15 protein-coding genes are annotated in these 15537 nt (G+C 69.3%); 3 read left to right on the forward strand and 12 right to left on the reverse strand.

The window, feature by feature from the left end; translation table 11 throughout:
* Positions 1 to 56 precede the first annotated feature (56 nt).
* The 3 genes from AB0M92_RS07220 (at position 57) to AB0M92_RS07230 (ending at position 3940) form a co-directional block, all read left to right on the forward strand.
* Entirely contained in the window at positions 57 to 1265 is a 1209-nt protein-coding gene (locus AB0M92_RS07220; protein WP_366101083.1) for a histidine kinase, read from the forward strand.
* A complete protein-coding gene (locus AB0M92_RS07225; RefSeq protein ID WP_366101084.1) occupies positions 1262 to 1915 on the forward strand; it encodes a response regulator transcription factor in 654 nt (217 codons plus the stop codon). The genes AB0M92_RS07220 and AB0M92_RS07225 overlap by 4 nt, the downstream gene beginning before the upstream one ends.
* A gap of 201 nt (positions 1916 to 2116) precedes the next feature.
* Entirely contained in the window at positions 2117 to 3940 is a 1824-nt protein-coding gene (locus AB0M92_RS07230) for a glycoside hydrolase family 18 chitinase (protein WP_366101168.1), read from the forward strand.
* Between the two features lie 94 nt (positions 3941 to 4034).
* On the opposite strand, the gene AB0M92_RS07235 is transcribed toward AB0M92_RS07230, so the two are convergent.
* The 12 genes from AB0M92_RS07235 to glyA form a co-directional block, all read right to left on the reverse strand.
* Entirely contained in the window at positions 4035 to 4481 is a 447-nt protein-coding gene (locus tag AB0M92_RS07235; protein WP_030153784.1) for a DUF2550 domain-containing protein, read from the reverse strand.
* 128 nt (positions 4482 to 4609) lie between these two features.
* The gene (locus AB0M92_RS07240; protein ID WP_030857159.1) at positions 4610 to 4984 is read right to left on the reverse strand and encodes a F0F1 ATP synthase subunit epsilon; all 375 of its coding nucleotides are present in this window, start codon (positions 4982 to 4984) and stop codon (positions 4610 to 4612) included.
* 162 nt (positions 4985 to 5146) lie between these two features.
* Positions 5147 to 6589, reverse strand: coding sequence for a F0F1 ATP synthase subunit beta (atpD, locus tag AB0M92_RS07245; RefSeq protein WP_366101085.1), 1443 nt, complete (start codon positions 6587 to 6589; stop codon positions 5147 to 5149).
* A complete protein-coding gene (locus AB0M92_RS07250) occupies positions 6589 to 7506 on the reverse strand; it encodes a F0F1 ATP synthase subunit gamma (protein WP_366101086.1) in 918 nt (305 codons plus the stop codon). Before AB0M92_RS07250 ends, atpD begins: the two co-directional genes overlap by 1 nt.
* Before the next feature lie 20 nt (positions 7507 to 7526).
* The gene (gene atpA / locus AB0M92_RS07255; RefSeq protein WP_053689429.1) at positions 7527 to 9122 is read right to left on the reverse strand and encodes a F0F1 ATP synthase subunit alpha; all 1596 of its coding nucleotides are present in this window, start codon (positions 9120 to 9122) and stop codon (positions 7527 to 7529) included.
* Between the two features lie 130 nt (positions 9123 to 9252).
* Entirely contained in the window at positions 9253 to 10068 is an 816-nt protein-coding gene (locus AB0M92_RS07260) for a F0F1 ATP synthase subunit delta (protein ID WP_366101087.1), read from the reverse strand.
* A complete protein-coding gene (locus AB0M92_RS07265; protein ID WP_030857149.1) occupies positions 10065 to 10604 on the reverse strand; it encodes a F0F1 ATP synthase subunit B in 540 nt (179 codons plus the stop codon). The genes AB0M92_RS07260 and AB0M92_RS07265 overlap by 4 nt, the downstream gene beginning before the upstream one ends.
* A 41-nt stretch (positions 10605 to 10645) precedes the next feature.
* On the reverse strand, positions 10646 to 10882 hold the full coding sequence (locus AB0M92_RS07270; RefSeq protein ID WP_030153776.1) for an ATP synthase subunit C: 237 nt from the start codon (positions 10880 to 10882) through the stop codon (positions 10646 to 10648).
* Positions 10883 to 10958: 76 nt separating this feature from the next.
* Positions 10959 to 11783 carry a F0F1 ATP synthase subunit A gene (gene atpB, locus AB0M92_RS07275; protein ID WP_366101088.1) on the reverse strand — a complete coding sequence of 275 codons (825 nt, stop codon included), beginning with the start codon at positions 11781 to 11783 and terminating at the stop codon, positions 10959 to 10961.
* 225 nt (positions 11784 to 12008) lie between these two features.
* Positions 12009 to 12446, reverse strand: coding sequence for a hypothetical protein (locus AB0M92_RS07280; protein WP_366101089.1), 438 nt, complete (start codon positions 12444 to 12446; stop codon positions 12009 to 12011).
* Between the two features lie 285 nt (positions 12447 to 12731).
* Entirely contained in the window at positions 12732 to 14054 is a 1323-nt protein-coding gene (locus AB0M92_RS07285; RefSeq protein WP_366101090.1) for an MraY family glycosyltransferase, read from the reverse strand.
* A 116-nt stretch (positions 14055 to 14170) separates the two neighbouring features.
* Entirely contained in the window at positions 14171 to 15400 is a 1230-nt protein-coding gene (gene glyA / locus AB0M92_RS07290; protein ID WP_366101091.1) for a serine hydroxymethyltransferase, read from the reverse strand.
* Between the last annotated feature and the right edge of the window lie 137 nt (positions 15401 to 15537).

The raw sequence follows: 15537 nt of genomic DNA on the forward strand, positions 1-15537 counted from the left end.
CCGGCCTCCGCCCCCGTGGCGACGCCGGGCCCTCCCCCACCCTGTTGGATGGGTCCGTGACCCCGACCATCGCCGCCGCGACGCCGGCCAGGACCTTCCGTCCCCACCGCGACGACGTGCTCCTCGCGGTGTGCAGCGTGCTCGCGGGCCTGGCGCTCTGGTCGCTCGGCATCTACAGCACGAACAACCGGCACTTCCTGCCCCCGTGGGCGGCCCTGGTCCCGCTCCTCGCGCTCGGCCCGATGGAGCTGCTGCGCCGCACCGCGCCCACCGCCACCCTGGCCGTCGGCACGATCGGCGTGATCGCCGACCAGTTCACCGTGGGCAACCTCGGCACGGTCCTGATCTTCACGGACCTGATGTACGCGGCCGTCGTCTACGGAAAACCGGCCATGGCCCGGCGGCTCCCGATCACCACCGGCTTGGTCACCATCACCGTCACCATCACCGCGGTGGCCTGGCTGCGCACCCCGCAGTCCCTGATGATCGGCGTGATCACCGGCATCGTGAGCTTCGGCCCGGCCCTGACCGGCGCCACTCTGCGCAACCACCGCGAGGCCGCCGAGGCCGCCCGGCTGCGCGCCGAGCAGACCGCGCTGCTGGCCGAAATGGACCGTAGCCAGGCCGTCGTCGCCGAGCGCGCCCGGATGGCCCGCGAGCTGCACGACATGGTGGCCAACCACCTCTCCGCCATCGCCATCCACTCCACGGCCGCGCTGTCCATCGACACCCCCGCGACCAGCCGGGAGGCGCTCGGGGTGATCCGGGAGAACAGCGTGCAGGGGCTCGCCGAGATGCGCCGGCTGATCGGGCTGCTGCGGGACGCGGGCGCCGAGCAGGGGGCGGTCGCGACGCCCTCCCTCGACGGGCTCGACGCCCTCCTGGAGCAGGCCCGCGTCAACGGCGCCGCGAGCGGTCTGGACTTCGTGCTCCACGACGACCGGCCGCCCGGGGAGGCGCTGCCGGCCCCGGTGGAGCTGGCGGCGTACCGGATCGTCCAGGAGTCGCTGACGAACACCCTCAAGCACGCCGCTCCGGGCACGGTCCGGGTCCGCGTGACGCGGGCGGACGGGCTGCTGGGCGTACGCGTGGAGTCCCCGTACGGGGACCGGCCGGGTCCCCGCGCCCCCGGCTCGGGGGCCGGGCTGGTCGGCATGCGGGAACGGACGGAACTGCTGGGCGGGGAGTTCTCGGCGGGCCGTACGGGATCGCTGTGGCTGGTGCGGGCGGATCTGCCCGCGGAGGAGAAGGCGGTGGCCGGATGAGCATCCGGGTGGTGGTGGCCGAGGACCAGAGCGCGGTACGGGCGGGGCTGGTGCTGATCCTGCGCAGCGCGGGCGACGTGGAGGTCGTGGGCGAGGCGGCGGACGGGGAGGAGGCGGTGCGCCTGGCCCGGGACCTGCGGCCCGACCTGGTCCTGATGGACGTGCAGATGCCGCGCCTCGACGGGGTCTCGGCGACCCGGCAGGTGGTCGCGGAGGGGCTGTCCGACGTCCTCGTCCTGACCACCTTCGACCTCGACGAGTACGTGTTCGGGGCCCTGCGCGCGGGGGCGGCGGGTTTCCTGCTGAAGAACGCGGACGCGGCCGAGCTGATCGAGGCGGTGCGGACGGTCGCGCGCGGGGAGGGCCTGATCGCCCCGGCGGTGACCCGCCGGCTGATCGCCGAGTTCGCGGCTCCGCAGCCCGTCAGGGCCCCGGTGGCGCCGGAGACGGCCGCGGCGGTGGCCTCGCTGACACGGCGGGAGCGGGAGGTGTTCGGCGCTCTGGGCGAGGGGCTCTCGAACGCGGAGATCGCGGTGCGCCTGGAGATGGCGGAGGCGACGGTGAAGACGCACGTCAGCAGGCTGCTGGGGAAGCTGAACCTGCGCAGCCGGGTCCAAGCGGCGGTGCTGGCGCAGGAGTTGGGCCTCTAGAGGCATAACGGAGCGAAGGTCTGGACCTCTTGACGGTTGGTCCAGACCTTTCTACGCTCGCGGCAACTGTGGTGAGCGTGCCATGACAAGCGTGCTCACGGGCGGCGCAGGTCCCATCCCCAGTCCCGGTCGGCCCCACGGCCGGGACGGACCTACGGAGGAGCACCCTTGAGCACAGCAAGCTCGGCACCCCCACCCCGCATGCGACTGCTGCGGAGGCTCGCCGCGAGCGTGGCCGCCTTCGCCCTGCCCATCGCCGGACTCGTGGCCCTGGCCGGTCCCGCCGAGGCCGCCGCCTCCGCGAGCGCCACGTACACGAAGGTCTCCGACTGGGGCTCCGGCTTCGAGGGCAAGTGGACGGTGAAGAACACCGGCACCACCACCCTCACCAGCTGGACCGTCGAGTGGGACTACCCCTCCGGCACGACGGTCACCTCCGCCTGGGACGCCACCGTCACCAGCTCCGGAACCCACTGGACCGGCAAGAACGTCGGCTGGAACGGAACCCTCGCCCCCGGCGCCACGATCAGCTTCGGCTTCAACGGCGCCGGCTCCGGCGCCCCCAGCGGCTGCAAGGTCAACGGCGGCTCCTGCGACGGCGGTTCCAACCCCACCGACAGCCCGCCGTCGGCCCCCGGCACCCCCACCGCCAGCGGGGTCGGCGACACCTCGCTGACCATCGGCTGGGCGGCCGCCACCGACGACAAGGGCGTCAAGAACTACGACGTCTACCGCGGCGGCACCAAGATCGCCACCGTCGCCGGTACGAGCCACACCGACTCCGGCCTGACCAAGGGCACGACGTACACCTACAGCGTCATCGCCCGCGACACCGCCGACCAGACGGGCCCGGCCTCCGGCTCCGTCTCCGTCACCACGACCGGCGGCGGCACCACGCCCCCGGACCCGGGCGGCAAGGTCAAGCTCGGCTACTTCACCGAGTGGGGCGTCTACGGGCGCAACTACCACGTGAAGAACCTGGACACCTCCGGCTCCGCCTCGAAGATCACCCACATCAACTACGCGTTCGGCAACGTCCAGGGCGGCAAGTGCACCATCGGTGACGCCTACGCCGACTACGACAAGGCCTACACCGCCGACCAGAGCGTCGACGGCGTCGCCGACAACTGGGACCAGCCCCTGCGCGGCAACTTCAACCAGCTGCGCAAGCTCAAGGCGAAGTACCCGGGCATCAAGGTGCTGTGGTCCTTCGGCGGCTGGACCTGGTCCGGCGGCTTCGGCCAGGCCGCGGCGAACCCCGCCGCCTTCGCCGACTCCTGCTACAGCCTGGTCGAGGACCCGCGCTGGGCGGACGTCTTCGACGGCATCGACATCGACTGGGAGTACCCGAACGCCTGCGGGCTGTCCTGCGACACCAGCGGCGCCGCCTCCCTGAAGAACGTCCTGTCCGCACTGCGCACCAAGTTCGGCGCCAGCAACCTGGTGACGGCCGCGATCTCCGCCGACGGCTCCAACGGCGGCAAGCTGGACCTCGCGGACTACGCGGGCGCCTCCCAGTACGTCGACTTCTACAACGTCATGACGTACGACTTCTTCGGCGCATGGGACGCCCAGGGCCCGACCGCCCCGCACTCCCCGCTCACCTCGTACGCCGGCATCCCGATCGCCGGCTTCAACTCCGAGGCGGCGATCACCAAGCTCAAGGGCAAGGGCATCGCGGGCTCGAAGCTCAACCTCGGCATCGGCTTCTACGGCCGCGGCTGGACCGGCGTCACGCAGGCCGCCCCCGGCGGCACGGCGACCGGGCCCGCCCCCGGCACGTACGAGCAGGGCATCGAGGACTACAAGGTGCTCAAGAACAGCTGCCCGGCCACCGGCACCGTCGCCGGCACGGCCTACGCCAAGTGCGGCGGCAACTGGTGGAGCTACGACACCCCCGCCACCATCGCCGGGAAGATGAGCTGGACCAAGCAGCAGGGCCTCAGGGGCGCCTTCTACTGGGAGTTCAGCGGCGACACGGCGAACGGCGAGCTCGCCAACGCGGTCCACACCGGGCTCCAGTAGCCCCCGCCGGCCCGGTGGACGACGAAGCCGGGGAGACGGGGTCCGCCCCCCGTCTCCCCGGCTTCTCCACGTCGTTCGCCGGCTGAGGCCGCGTTCAGGCCACGTTCACCCTCTGCCCGGGAGGCGCCGCCTCCAGCCAGGCCAGGAAGCCCGTCAGCGCGTCCTCGCTCATCGCCAGCTCCAGGCGGGTCCCGCGGTGGAGACAGCCGAGCACGACGGCGTCGGACAGCAGCGCCAGCTCCTCCTCGCCCTCGGGGGCGCGGCGGGCGACGACCTCGATGGAGGAGCGCTCCAGCAGCCGGCGCGGGCGCGGGGAGTACGAGAAGACGCGGAACCACTCGATGCGGTCACCGCTGTACCGGGCGACCCCGTACACCCAGCCCTTGCCGGAGATGTCGGGTTCCTCGGAGACCCCCCAGCGCAGGCTGCAGTCGAACGTGCCGCCGGAACGCTGGATCAGTCTGCGGCGCAGCCCGAACACAAACAGCCCGATCACCACCAGGGCTACGACCAGGCCGCTCACAAGCAGAGCGAGGAGCATCTTCACCGACCTCCTCGCTCATCGAATACCTCAAACGAAAAACGACCTGCATCGCCTCAGCCGCGACCCGGTCTGGAAAATTCCAGACCGGACCGCGGCTGAGGTCTCAAACCTGTTCGGTACGGGGCTCAGTGCCCCGTGACCGCGCGCAGCCGGACATCGGCGCGACGCTCGGCGGCCCCATCGGCCTCCGACTTCGCGCGCTCCAGTGCCCGCTCCGCCCGCTGGACGTCAATCTCGTCAGCGAGCTCGGCGATCTCGGCCAGCAGGGACAGCTTGTTGTCCGCGAACGAGATGAATCCGCCGTGCACCGCTGCGACGACAGTGTTGCCCTCGCTGGTACGGATGGTCACCGGGCCCGATTCCAGCACACCGAGAAGCGGCTGGTGACCGGGCATGACGCCGATGTCGCCGGACGTGGTGCGGGCGACGACCAGGGTGGCCTCGCCGGACCAGACATTGCGGTCCGCCGCGACCAGCTCGACGTGCAGCTCAGCAGCCAAGGTGGCTCCTCGGGTCACCACCCGGCGGGTCAGCCGGGTGTTGGGTCAAATTCTAATGGGCGTGGGGAGAGGGACGGGACACACCCGCCCCTCTCCGACGAGACACCTGCCGGCGAACCGGCGGGCATTCGATCCGATGCGCTCCGTACGGAGCGCGCCGGATCAGGAGACGCCCAGCTCCTTGGCGTTCGCCTTCAGGTCCTCGATGCCACCGCACAGGAAGAACGCCTGCTCGGGGAAGTGGTCGTAGTCACCATCGCAGATCGCGTTGAACGCGGTGATCGACTCGTCGAGCGGAACGTCCGAACCGTCCACGCCGGTGAACTGCTTGGCGACGTGGGTGTTCTGCGACAGGAAGCGCTCGACACGACGGGCACGGTGGACAACGAGCTTGTCCTCCTCGCCCAGCTCGTCGATACCGAGGATCGCGATGATGTCCTGGAGGTCCTTGTACTTCTGCAGGATCCCCTTGACGCGCATCGCGGTGGCGTAGTGGTCCGCCGCGATGTACCGCGGGTCGAGGATGCGGGACGTCGAGTCCAGCGGGTCCACGGCCGGGTAGATGCCCTTCTCGGAGATCGGACGGGAGAGAACCGTCGTCGCGTCGAGGTGGGCGAAGGTGGTGGCCGGCGCCGGGTCGGTCAGGTCGTCCGCGGGGACGTAGATCGCCTGCATCGAGGTGATCGAGTGACCGCGGGTCGAGGTGATGCGCTCCTGCAGCAGACCCATCTCGTCAGCCAGGTTCGGCTGGTAACCCACGGCGGACGGCATGCGGCCCAGAAGGGTCGACACCTCCGAACCGGCCTGGGTGTAACGGAAGATGTTGTCGATGAAGAAGAGCACGTCCTGCTTCTGCACATCGCGGAAGTACTCCGCCATGGTCAGACCGGCCAGGGCGACGCGCAGACGGGTGCCCGGGGGCTCGTCCATCTGGCCGAAGACGAGCGCCGTCTTGTCGATGACGCCGGAGTCGGCCATTTCCTCGATGAGGTCGTTGCCCTCACGGGTACGCTCACCGACGCCCGCGAAGACCGACACACCGTCGTGGTTGTTGGCGACGCGGTAGATCATTTCCTGGATCAGAACGGTCTTGCCGACACCGGCACCACCGAACAGACCGATCTTTCCACCCTTGACGTACGGGGTGAGAAGGTCGATGACCTTGACGCCGGTCTCGAACATCTCGGTCTTCGACTCAAGCTCGTCGAAGCGGGGCGCCTTGCGGTGGATGGGCCAGCGCTCGGTGACCTCGGCGTTCGCCTCGGGGTAGTTGAGCACCTCGCCCAGGGTGTTGAAGACCTTGCCCTTGGTGAAGTCACCGACGGGGACGGTGATGCCCTCGCCCGTGTTGGTCACCGGGGCCTGGCGGACCAGACCGTCGGTCGGCTGCATCGAGATGGTGCGGACGAGGCCGTCACCCAGGTGCTGCGCGACCTCAAGGGTCAGGGTCTTCAGCGCGCCGTCCTCGGCCGGGTCGGCGACCTGGACCTTGAGGGCGTTGTAGATGTCGGGCATGGCGTCGACGGGGAACTCCACGTCGACGACCGGGCCGATGACCCGGGCGACGCGGCCCGTGGCGGCGGCCGTCTCAACAGTGGTCGTCATTACTTGTCACTCCCCGCGGTCGCGTCAGCCATGGCGCTCGCGCCACCGACGATCTCGCTGATTTCCTGGGTGATTTCGGCCTGGCGGGCCGCGTTGGCAAGCCGGGAGAGGCTCTTGATGAGGTCTCCGGCGTTATCGGTCGCCGCCTTCATCGCGCGGCGGCGGGCGGCGTGCTCGGAAGCGGCCGACTGCAGCAGTGCGTTGTAGATACGGCTTTCGACGTAGCGCGGCAGAAGGGCGTCGAGGACGTCCTCCGCCGACGGCTCGAAGTCGAACAGCGGAAGGATCTCGCCCTTCGTACCGCTCTCCTCCGCAGCCTCGTCGAGGCTGAGCGGCAGCATCCGGCCGTCGACCGGGTTCTGCGTCATCATCGACACGAATTCCGTGTAGACGATGTGCAGCTCGTCGACGCCACCCTCGGCCGTCTCCGTCTGGATGGCTTCGATCAGCGGCCCGGCGACGCGCTTGGCGTCGGCGTAGGCCGGGCTGTCGGTGAAGCCGGTCCACGAATCCACGACCTTGCGCTCGCGGAAGCCGTAGTAGGCCAGACCCTTACGGCCGACGATGTAGGTGTCGACCTCCTTGCCCTCGCCGCGCAGCCGCTCGGTGAGCCGCTCCGCCTGCTTGATGGCGTTGGAGGAGTAGCCGCCGGCCAGACCGCGGTCGCTCGTGATGAGCACGATCGCGGCACGGCTCGGCTGCTCGACCTCGGTCGTCAGGGCGTGCTTGGTGTTCGAACCGGTCGCCACCGCGGTCACCGCACGGGTGAGCTCGGTCGCGTACGGCATCGACGCCGCCACCTTGCGCTGCGCCTTGACGATGCGCGAGGCGGCGATCATCTCCATCGCCTTGGTGATCTTCTTGGTCGCCGTGATGGCACGGATGCGACGCTTGTAGACCCGGAGCTGCGCTCCCATGAGTCAGGTCCCTTCCGTCGTCACTTGGAGACGTTGACGGCCGGTGCGTCCTCGCCCAGGAGCTTGCCGTCCGAGGTCTCGAACTGGCGCTTGAAGCCGGCGATGGCGTCCGCGATGGAGGACAGGGTGTCGTCCGACATCTTGCCGCCGTCCGCGATGGAGGTCAGGAGGTCCTTGCGCTCGCGGCGCAGGTGCTCCAGAAGCTCCGACTCGAAGCGACGGATGTCGCCCACCGGAACGTCGTCCATCTTGCCGGTGGTGCCGGCCCAGACGGAGACGACCTGCTCCTCGACGGGCATCGGCTGGTACTGGCCCTGCTTCAGCAGCTCGACCAGGCGCTTGCCGCGCTCCAGCGAGGCCTTCGACGCGGCGTCCAGGTCGGAACCGAAGGCGGCGAACGCCTCCAGCTCGCGGTACTGGGCCAGGTCCAGGCGCAGACGGCCGGAAACCTGCTTCATGGCCTTGTGCTGGGCGGAGCCACCGACGCGGGAGACCGAGATGCCGACGTTCAGCGCCGGGCGCTGGCCCGCGTTGAACAGGTCGGACTCCAGGAAGCACTGACCGTCGGTGATGGAGATGACGTTGGTCGGGATGAACGCCGACACGTCGTTCGCCTTGGTCTCGACGATCGGCAGACCGGTCATCGAACCGGCGCCCATGTCGTCGGAGAGCTTCGCGCAGCGCTCCAGCAGACGGGAGTGCAGGTAGAAGACGTCACCCGGGTAGGCCTCACGGCCCGGCGGGCGGCGCAGCAGCAGCGACACGGCGCGGTAGGCGTCGGCCTGCTTCGACAGGTCGTCGAAGATGATCAGGACGTGCTTGCCGGCGTACATCCAGTGCTGGCCGATGGCCGAACCGGTGTACGGCGCCAGGTACTTGAAGCCGGCCGGGTCGGACGCCGGGGCGGCGACGATCGTCGTGTACTCAAGCGCACCGGCGTCTTCCAGGGCGCCGCGAACGGACGCGATGGTCGAGCCCTTCTGGCCGATGGCGACGTAGATGCAGCGGACCTGCTTGTTCACGTCGCCCGAGCGCCAGTTGTCGCGCTGGTTGATGATCGTGTCGACGGCCAGCGCGGTCTTGCCGGTCTGACGGTCACCGATGATCAGCTGACGCTGGCCGCGGCCGACGGGCACCATCGCGTCGATGGCCTTGTAGCCGGTCTGCATCGGCTCGTGGACCGACTTGCGGACCATGACGCCCGGGGCCTGCAGCTCAAGGGCGCGACGGCCTTCGGTCGCGATCTCGCCGAGACCGTCGATCGGGTTGCCGAGCGGGTCGACGACGCGGCCGAGGTAACCCTCGCCGACGCCGACGGAGAGCACCTCACCGGTGCGCTGCACCGGCTGGCCCTCCTCGATGCCGCTGAACTCGCCGAGGACGACCGCACCGATCTCGCGCTCCTCAAGGTTGAGGGCGAGACCGAGGGTGCCGTCCTCGAACTTCAGCAGCTCGTTCGCCATGGCGGAGGGCAGGCCCTCCACCTTCGCGATGCCGTCGCCGGCAACGCTGACCGTTCCGACCTCCTCGCGCGAGGCCGCGTCCGGCTGGTACGACTGGACAAAGTTCTCCAGTGCGTCCCGGATCTCCTCCGGCCGGATCGTGAGCTCCGCCATCTGGGTTCCCTGCTCTCCTTGTTGGGCCTGAAGCTTCTTAGGGGTCTGGGGGCGACCCCCAGGAATCTTCTGCAAGTTCTGCACGGCCCAACCGGGCCGCTAGGAATGCTTCTGTTCTATTGGTGGCTGGTCAGCCGGCCATGCGGCGCGACGCCTCGGCGAGGCGGTCCGCGATGGTGCCGTCGATGACCTCGTCGCCGACCCGCACCGTGATCCCGCCGAGGACCGCGGGGTCCACGTCGAGGTTCAGGTGCATCTGGCGGCCGTACAGCTTGGCCAGCACCGCGCCGAGACGCTGCTTCTGCACGTCGCTGAGCGGAACCGCGGTGGTCACGGTGGCGACCATGCGGTCACGGCGCTCGGCGGCGAGCTTGGAAAGGGACTCCAGTCCCGCTTCCAGGCTACGTCCACGCGGGTGCGTGACAAGACGGGCGACCAGTCGCTCGGTGACGGCGTTCGCCTTGCCGCCGAGCAGGCTGCGCAGCAGCTCACCCTTGGCGGAGGCGGTGGCGCCGCGGTCGGTCAGTGCCGCACGCAGCCCGGTGTTCGAGGCGACGATCCGGCCGAAGCGGAAGATCTCGTCCTCGACGTCGTCGAGCGCGCCGGACCGCTGGGCCGCCGTGAGGTCGGCGGTGGCCGCGAGGGCCTCCAGCGAGTCGACCAGGTCACGGGACTGCGACCAGCGCGACCGCGCCATGCCGGACACCAGGTCGAGGGTCTCCCCGCCCACCTGGCCGGACAGCAGCCGGCCGACCAGCTCGGCCTTGGCCTCGCCGGACTGCGCCGGGTCCGTGATGACCCGACGCAGCGAGACCTCACGGTCGAGCAGCGCGGTGACGGCTGCCAGCTCGCCGGCGAGCTTCGCCGCGTCGACGGACGTGTTGTCCGTCAGCGCGTCGAGACGCTCACGCGCGGAGGCCAGCGCCTCGCGGCTCGCTCCGTTCATCGGGCCGCCTCGGCCTTCTCCTCAAGCTCGCTGAGGAAGCGGTCGATCGTGCGGCTCTGCCGGGCGGCGTCCTCAAGGGACTCGCCGACGAGCTTGCCGGCCAGGTCGGTGGCGAGCTTGCCCACGTCCTGGCGCAGCGCCTGAGAGGCGGCCTTGCGGTCGGCCTCGATCTGGGCGTGGCCGGCAGCGATGATCTCCTCACGCTGCCGCTGGCCCTCTGCGCGCAGTTCTTCCTTGAGCGCAGTGCCCTGCTCCAGCGCTTCCTGGCGCAGGCGCGCGGCCTCGTGCCGGGCTTCGGCGAGCTGGGCCTTGTACTGCTCCAGCACGCTCTGGGCCTCGGTCTGAGCGGCCTCAGCCTTCTCGATACCGCCCTCGATCTGCTCGCGGCGCTCGTCCAGAACCTTGTTGATGTTCGGGAGGAGCTTCTTCGCGAGGAAACCGAAGACGATGACGAAGGCGATCAGACCGATGACGAGCTCGGGGATCGGCGGAACGAGCGGGTTTTCCGTCTCGGCCGCGAGAACCAGGAGGTTCACATCAGTGCCTTTCGTCTAATCGGACTAGTGGTCGCGGTTCGTCAGCTGTAGACGAACGGCATGACCAGACCGATGAGGGCGAGCGCCTCACAGAAGGCGAAGCCGAGGATCTGGTTGGCGCGGATCAGACCGGCAGCCTCGGGCTGACGGGCGAGAGCCTGCGTGCCGTTACCGAAGATGATGCCGACGCCGACACCCGGGCCGATGGCCGCGAGACCGTAACCAACGGAGCTGAGGGAGCCGGTGACGCCATCGGCGGCAGCGAGGATCTGGGACATGCCAGTTCTTCCTTCTCTTTCACGGACCGGTGGGGGTTGGCCACCGGACGACAGGGGGTTTGGGGGAGGGCCGGACTCAGTGGTGCTCGGCGAGTGCGCCCTGGATGAAGCTGCAGGCCAGCAGTACGAAGACGTAGGCCTGGACAGCCTGGATGAAGAGCTCGAACGCCGTCATCACGATGACCATGATGAAAGAGACGCCGGCGTAGGCGATCCCGATGCCGTTCAGCAGGTACCAGCTGGCGATGGTGAACAGCAGCAGCAGGGTGTGACCGGCGAACATGTTCGCGAACAGTCGGACCGCGTGGGTGAACGGGCGCACCAGGACGTTCGAGAAGAACTCGATGACCATGACCAGGGGCAGGACGCCGCCGAGCGACTTGTCGTAGCCCGTCAGGTTCTTGAGTCCGCCGACGAAGCCGTGACGCTTGAACGTCACCGACATCCAGATGAAGTAGACGACCAGCGCGAGTCCCGCCGGGTACGCGATGATCGCGGTCACCGGGAACTGGGCCACGGGGACGATCGACCAGACGTTCAGGACCCAGACGAAGAAGAACAGCGACACCATGAAGGGGACGTACTTCTCGCCCTCCTTCTTGCCCAGCGTCTCGTAGACGATGCCGCGGCGCACGAAGTCGTAGCCGGCCTCGGCGACCATCTGCAGCTTGCCCGGTACGACCTTGGGCTTGCGGAACGCGGCCCAGAAGAAGGCGACGATGATCACCGAGCCCAGCAGGGCCAGCAGCATCGGCTTGTTGAAGTACGCACTGGTGGTGCCGGCTTCGCCCCACAGCGGCTCGAAGAGGAACGAGTGCAGGCCCGGGCCGGGGAAGCCACATCCGTCGAAGATGTGACAGTCGGTCTCGAAAGCGAGCACCTGCGTCAGGTCAGCACTCACCGCGGGCTCCTTCAGCGTGGCGCATAGGTACGGCAACCTCGTTGTGTCGGCGCGGCGCACAGCCGCTGTTCGGCACTGGACTGGTGTTACGGGTGTGGGGGCGGCGATCAGGCATCGAGCCTCGCGATGGAACAGGCGTCAGCTCAGATGCCCGCGCCCGCAATGCCGCAGTTGGCACCGGACGATAGCAGCATCTCGAACGCGCCCTTATTCCGGCCCTACCCCTCACGACTTCGGCCCCGAATTTTCGGGCTTGTCGCCCTTCGTCGAGTCCGGTTCGACGTAGAGGATCTTGGCTTTCATGTGAGCACGCGTCTGTGCGCCGATCCACACGAGGGTGGTGGCGACGAGCGTGATCGCGAAAGCCTTGGGGTTGAACAACGTCGTGTTCTTGAACACGGCGACAAAGACGAACAGCAACAGGATCTGGGCCGTGTAGAGCATCAGCCCCATGGCCTGGAACAGGTGCGGAAGCGATTTCGCGGTGCGTTGCAGAACGACGAATCCGATGCCCATGAACAGCATCACGACCAGCGTGGCGATGACTGCGCCAAGGGCCCCCTTGCCGCCTGCCACCACGGCGCTGATGACGGCTGCGAGAGCGCCGGCGACAGCCGTGGGTACGGCGGCGTGCAGGAGGGATCGGACGTCATCTGACCGCATGGCGGTTTGCTCCGCGTGGTGGTGGGGGCACGGACTCGTACGGGAACTCGTACGGGACGAGCGTAAGCCCGGTCCGAGATCGAACCTCGGGCCGATGGGCCGTCGCACTACGGTCCTTCGGCTCTGTCGCCGGGTTTAGTGAACGGTATCACAAACTATTTGATGAGAGCTTTACCTGCGGAGTGTGCTGACTGTCACACATGAGAGCTAATCCGCCCGTGTGTGCGCGACAAGCCGTCATTGTGTGTGGTAAAGGCAGTTCATGTCCGACATGTACCGCGGGCGTCAGCGTGCCGACTCGGCCTTACGCCGGTCGGGGAAGCGCGAACGGGGGCCTACCGCGGTCGCTCCGTTGACGCCGGAGACACCGACCCGGATCGTCCCGGCCGGCTCCGGCTCGCGGCCCGAGGCGTCCAGGGCGGCCGCCTCGGCGGCCCGCTCGGCGTGCCGGTAGCGCGGCGGGACCAGACCCTCGGCCCAGCGCGGGGCGCGCGGGGTGAAGCGCGGCAGGAGCAGCAGGACGAGGCCCAGCGCGCTCAGCGCGACGATCGCGAGCACGATCCACATCGAGGCGGAGTGCACCGAGTACGCCACCGCGCCGAAGGCGATCAGCCCCGACCAGAAGTACATGATCAGCACCGCGCGGCTGTGCGAGTGCCCGAGCTCCAGCAGCCGGTGGTGCAGGTGCCCGCGGTCGGCCGCGAACGGCGACTGGCCCTTCCAGGTGCGCCGCACGATGGCCAGGATCAGGTCCGCCATCGGGATCGCGATGATGGTCAGCGGAAGCAGAAGCGGAATGAACACCGGGATCATCGCGTGGACCGCATTGCGCTCACCGCCCGCGAACAGGGCCATGGTGTCCGGGTCCACCTGCCCGGTGATCGAGATCGCGGCGGCGGCCAGCACCAGGCCGATGAGCATCGATCCGGAATCGCCCATGAAGATCCGGGCCGGATGCATGTTGTGCGGCAGGAAGCCGAGGCACATCCCCATCAGGATCGCGGCGAACAGGGTCGCGGGGGCAGCCGCCTCGATCCCGTACCCGAACCAGATCCGGTACGAGTAGAGGAAGAACGCGGTGGCGGCGATGCAGACCATGCCGGCGGCCAGACCGTCGAGACCGTCCACGAAGTTCACCGCGTTGATGGTGATCACGACGAGCGCCACGGTCAGCAGGTTGCCCTGCCACTGGGTCAGCGCGACCGTCCCGATGCCGGGGACGGGGATCCACAGGATGGTCAAGCCCTGGATGACCATCACGCCGGCGGCGATCATCTGCGCGCCGAGCTTGATCAGGGCGTCGATCTCGAACTTGTCGTCGAGGACGCCGATCAGCCAGATCAGGGCCGCTCCGGAGAGCAGCGCCCGCGGCTCGTTCGACAGCTCGAAGACGCCGTTGAGGTTGCGCAGGTGGTCCGCGACCAGCAGCCCCGCGCACAGCCCGCCGAACATGGCGATGCCGCCGAGCCGCGGAGTGGGCTCGCGGTGCACGTCGCGGGCGCGGATCTCCGGCATCGCACCGGCCGCGATCGCGAACTTCCGCACGGGCCCGGTGAGCAGATAGGTCACCGCGACCGTGACGCAAAGCGTCAGCAGATATTCACGCACGGGCTGCCCCAGATGTATCGCCGGCCATCTCAGCCCCACACATTAGCTGCGATGTACCCCTCATCGAGGACGCGAGGGGGCGCTATCCCGGTTGCAGTACGCCCCGCTTGCCCCTCTTACTCCCCATACGGGGGAAATCCGCGCGTCAGCTCGGCCACCTCCGGGCGGGTCTGCGCGCCTTCCCCGCGCAGTGCGGCGGCAAACAGCGCGGCGATGCGGACCATCTCGGGCTCCCCCATGCCCTGCGTGGTGACGGCCGCCGTGCCGAGCCGGACCCCGCGCTGGTCCCCGTACGGGAGGGCACAGGTGTCGAGCACGATCCCGGCGGCGGCGAGCCGGCCGCGGGCGGTGGGGCCGTCCACGCCGAGCGGCGCCGGGTCGGCGGTGATCAGGTGGGTGTCGGTGCCGCCCGTCGTCACCGCGAGGCCGTGGGCGGCGAGCTCGTCGGCCAGCGTCCGCGCGTTGGCGACCACCCGATGGGCGTACGTGGTGAACGCGGGGGCCGCGGCCTCGCCGAAGGCCACGGCCTTGGCGGCGATCGTGTGCATCTGGGCGCCGCCCTGGGTGAAGGGGAAGACGGCGCGGTCGATCCGCTCGGCGAACTCGGCCCCGCACAGGACCATCCCGCCGCGCGGACCGCGCAGCACCTTGTGCGTCGTCGCGCAGACGATGTCCGCGTACGGGACGGGGCTCGGCGCTGCCCCGCCCGCGACCAGCCCGATCGGATGGGCGGCGTCCGCGATGAGGTGGGCCCCGACCTCGTCGGCGATCTCCCGGAACACGGAGTACTCGGGGTGGCGCGGGTAGGAGATCGAACCGCAGACGATGGCCTTGGGCCGGTGCAGCCGGGCGAGGTCCTGCACCTGCCGGTAGTCGATCAGGCCGGTCTCGGCGTCGACGCCGTACCCGACGAAGTCGAACCAGCGGCCGGAGAAGTTGGCGGGCGAGCCGTGCGTGAGGTGGCCGCCGTACGGGAGCCCCATCGCGAGGACGGTGTCCCCGGGCCGCAGCAGCGCGGCGTACGCGGCCAGCACGGCGGCGGAACCGGAATGCGGCTGTACGTTGGCGTGCTCGACCCCGAACAGCGCGCGGGCCCGCTCGACGGCCAGCCCCTCGGCACGATCGGCGTACTCGCAGCCGCCGTGGTAGCGGTGGCCCGGATAGCCCTCGGCGTACTTGTTGGCGAGCGCCGAGCCGAGGGCCGCCAGCACGGCGGGCGAGGTGAAGTTCTCGGCGGCGCTCAGCTGCAGCGTGACGGCCTGCCGCTGGGCCTCCCCCGCGAGCACGTCGGCCATCTGCGGATCCTGCTGCCGCAGCAGGTCGGAGGGCGGGGTGATGACGCTCATGGCGCGACTCCAGTGGGCTGTCCCGAATAGCCCCACTCTAGGTCGCCCTGTCCCACTGCGCCCGATTTCGAACCTGTCGGCGTCAGCGCCGGCGGCCCCTCCCGAACGCGACCCTCGCACTGCTCGGCCCCAGGGGC

The sequence above is a fragment of the Streptomyces sp. NPDC051582 genome, assembly GCF_040681715.1.
Classification (GTDB): domain Bacteria; phylum Actinomycetota; class Actinomycetes; order Streptomycetales; family Streptomycetaceae; genus Streptomyces.

Bases quoted from the DNA above. Each gene is read 5' to 3' on its own strand.
- AB0M92_RS07225 (WP_366101084.1), top strand. From the start codon at position 1,262: ATGAGCATCCGGGTGGTGGTGGCCGAGGACCAGAGCGCGGTACGGGCG.
- AB0M92_RS07230 (WP_366101168.1), top strand. From the start codon at position 2,117: ATGCGACTGCTGCGGAGGCTCGCCGCGAGCGTGGCCGCCTTCGCCCTG.
- AB0M92_RS07235 (WP_030153784.1), bottom strand. From the start codon at position 4,481: ATGCTCCTCGCTCTGCTTGTGAGCGGCCTGGTCGTAGCCCTGGTGGTG.
- atpD (WP_366101085.1), bottom strand. From the start codon at position 6,589: ATGACGACCACTGTTGAGACGGCCGCCGCCACGGGCCGCGTCGCCCGG.
- AB0M92_RS07250 (WP_366101086.1), bottom strand. From the start codon at position 7,506: ATGGGAGCGCAGCTCCGGGTCTACAAGCGTCGCATCCGTGCCATCACG.
- atpA (WP_053689429.1), bottom strand. From the start codon at position 9,122: ATGGCGGAGCTCACGATCCGGCCGGAGGAGATCCGGGACGCACTGGAG.
- AB0M92_RS07260 (WP_366101087.1), bottom strand. From the start codon at position 10,068: ATGAACGGAGCGAGCCGCGAGGCGCTGGCCTCCGCGCGTGAGCGTCTC.
- AB0M92_RS07270 (WP_030153776.1), bottom strand. From the start codon at position 10,882: ATGTCCCAGATCCTCGCTGCCGCCGATGGCGTCACCGGCTCCCTCAGC.
- AB0M92_RS07280 (WP_366101089.1), bottom strand. From the start codon at position 12,446: ATGCGGTCAGATGACGTCCGATCCCTCCTGCACGCCGCCGTACCCACG.
- glyA (WP_366101091.1), bottom strand. From the start codon at position 15,400: ATGAGCGTCATCACCCCGCCCTCCGACCTGCTGCGGCAGCAGGATCCG.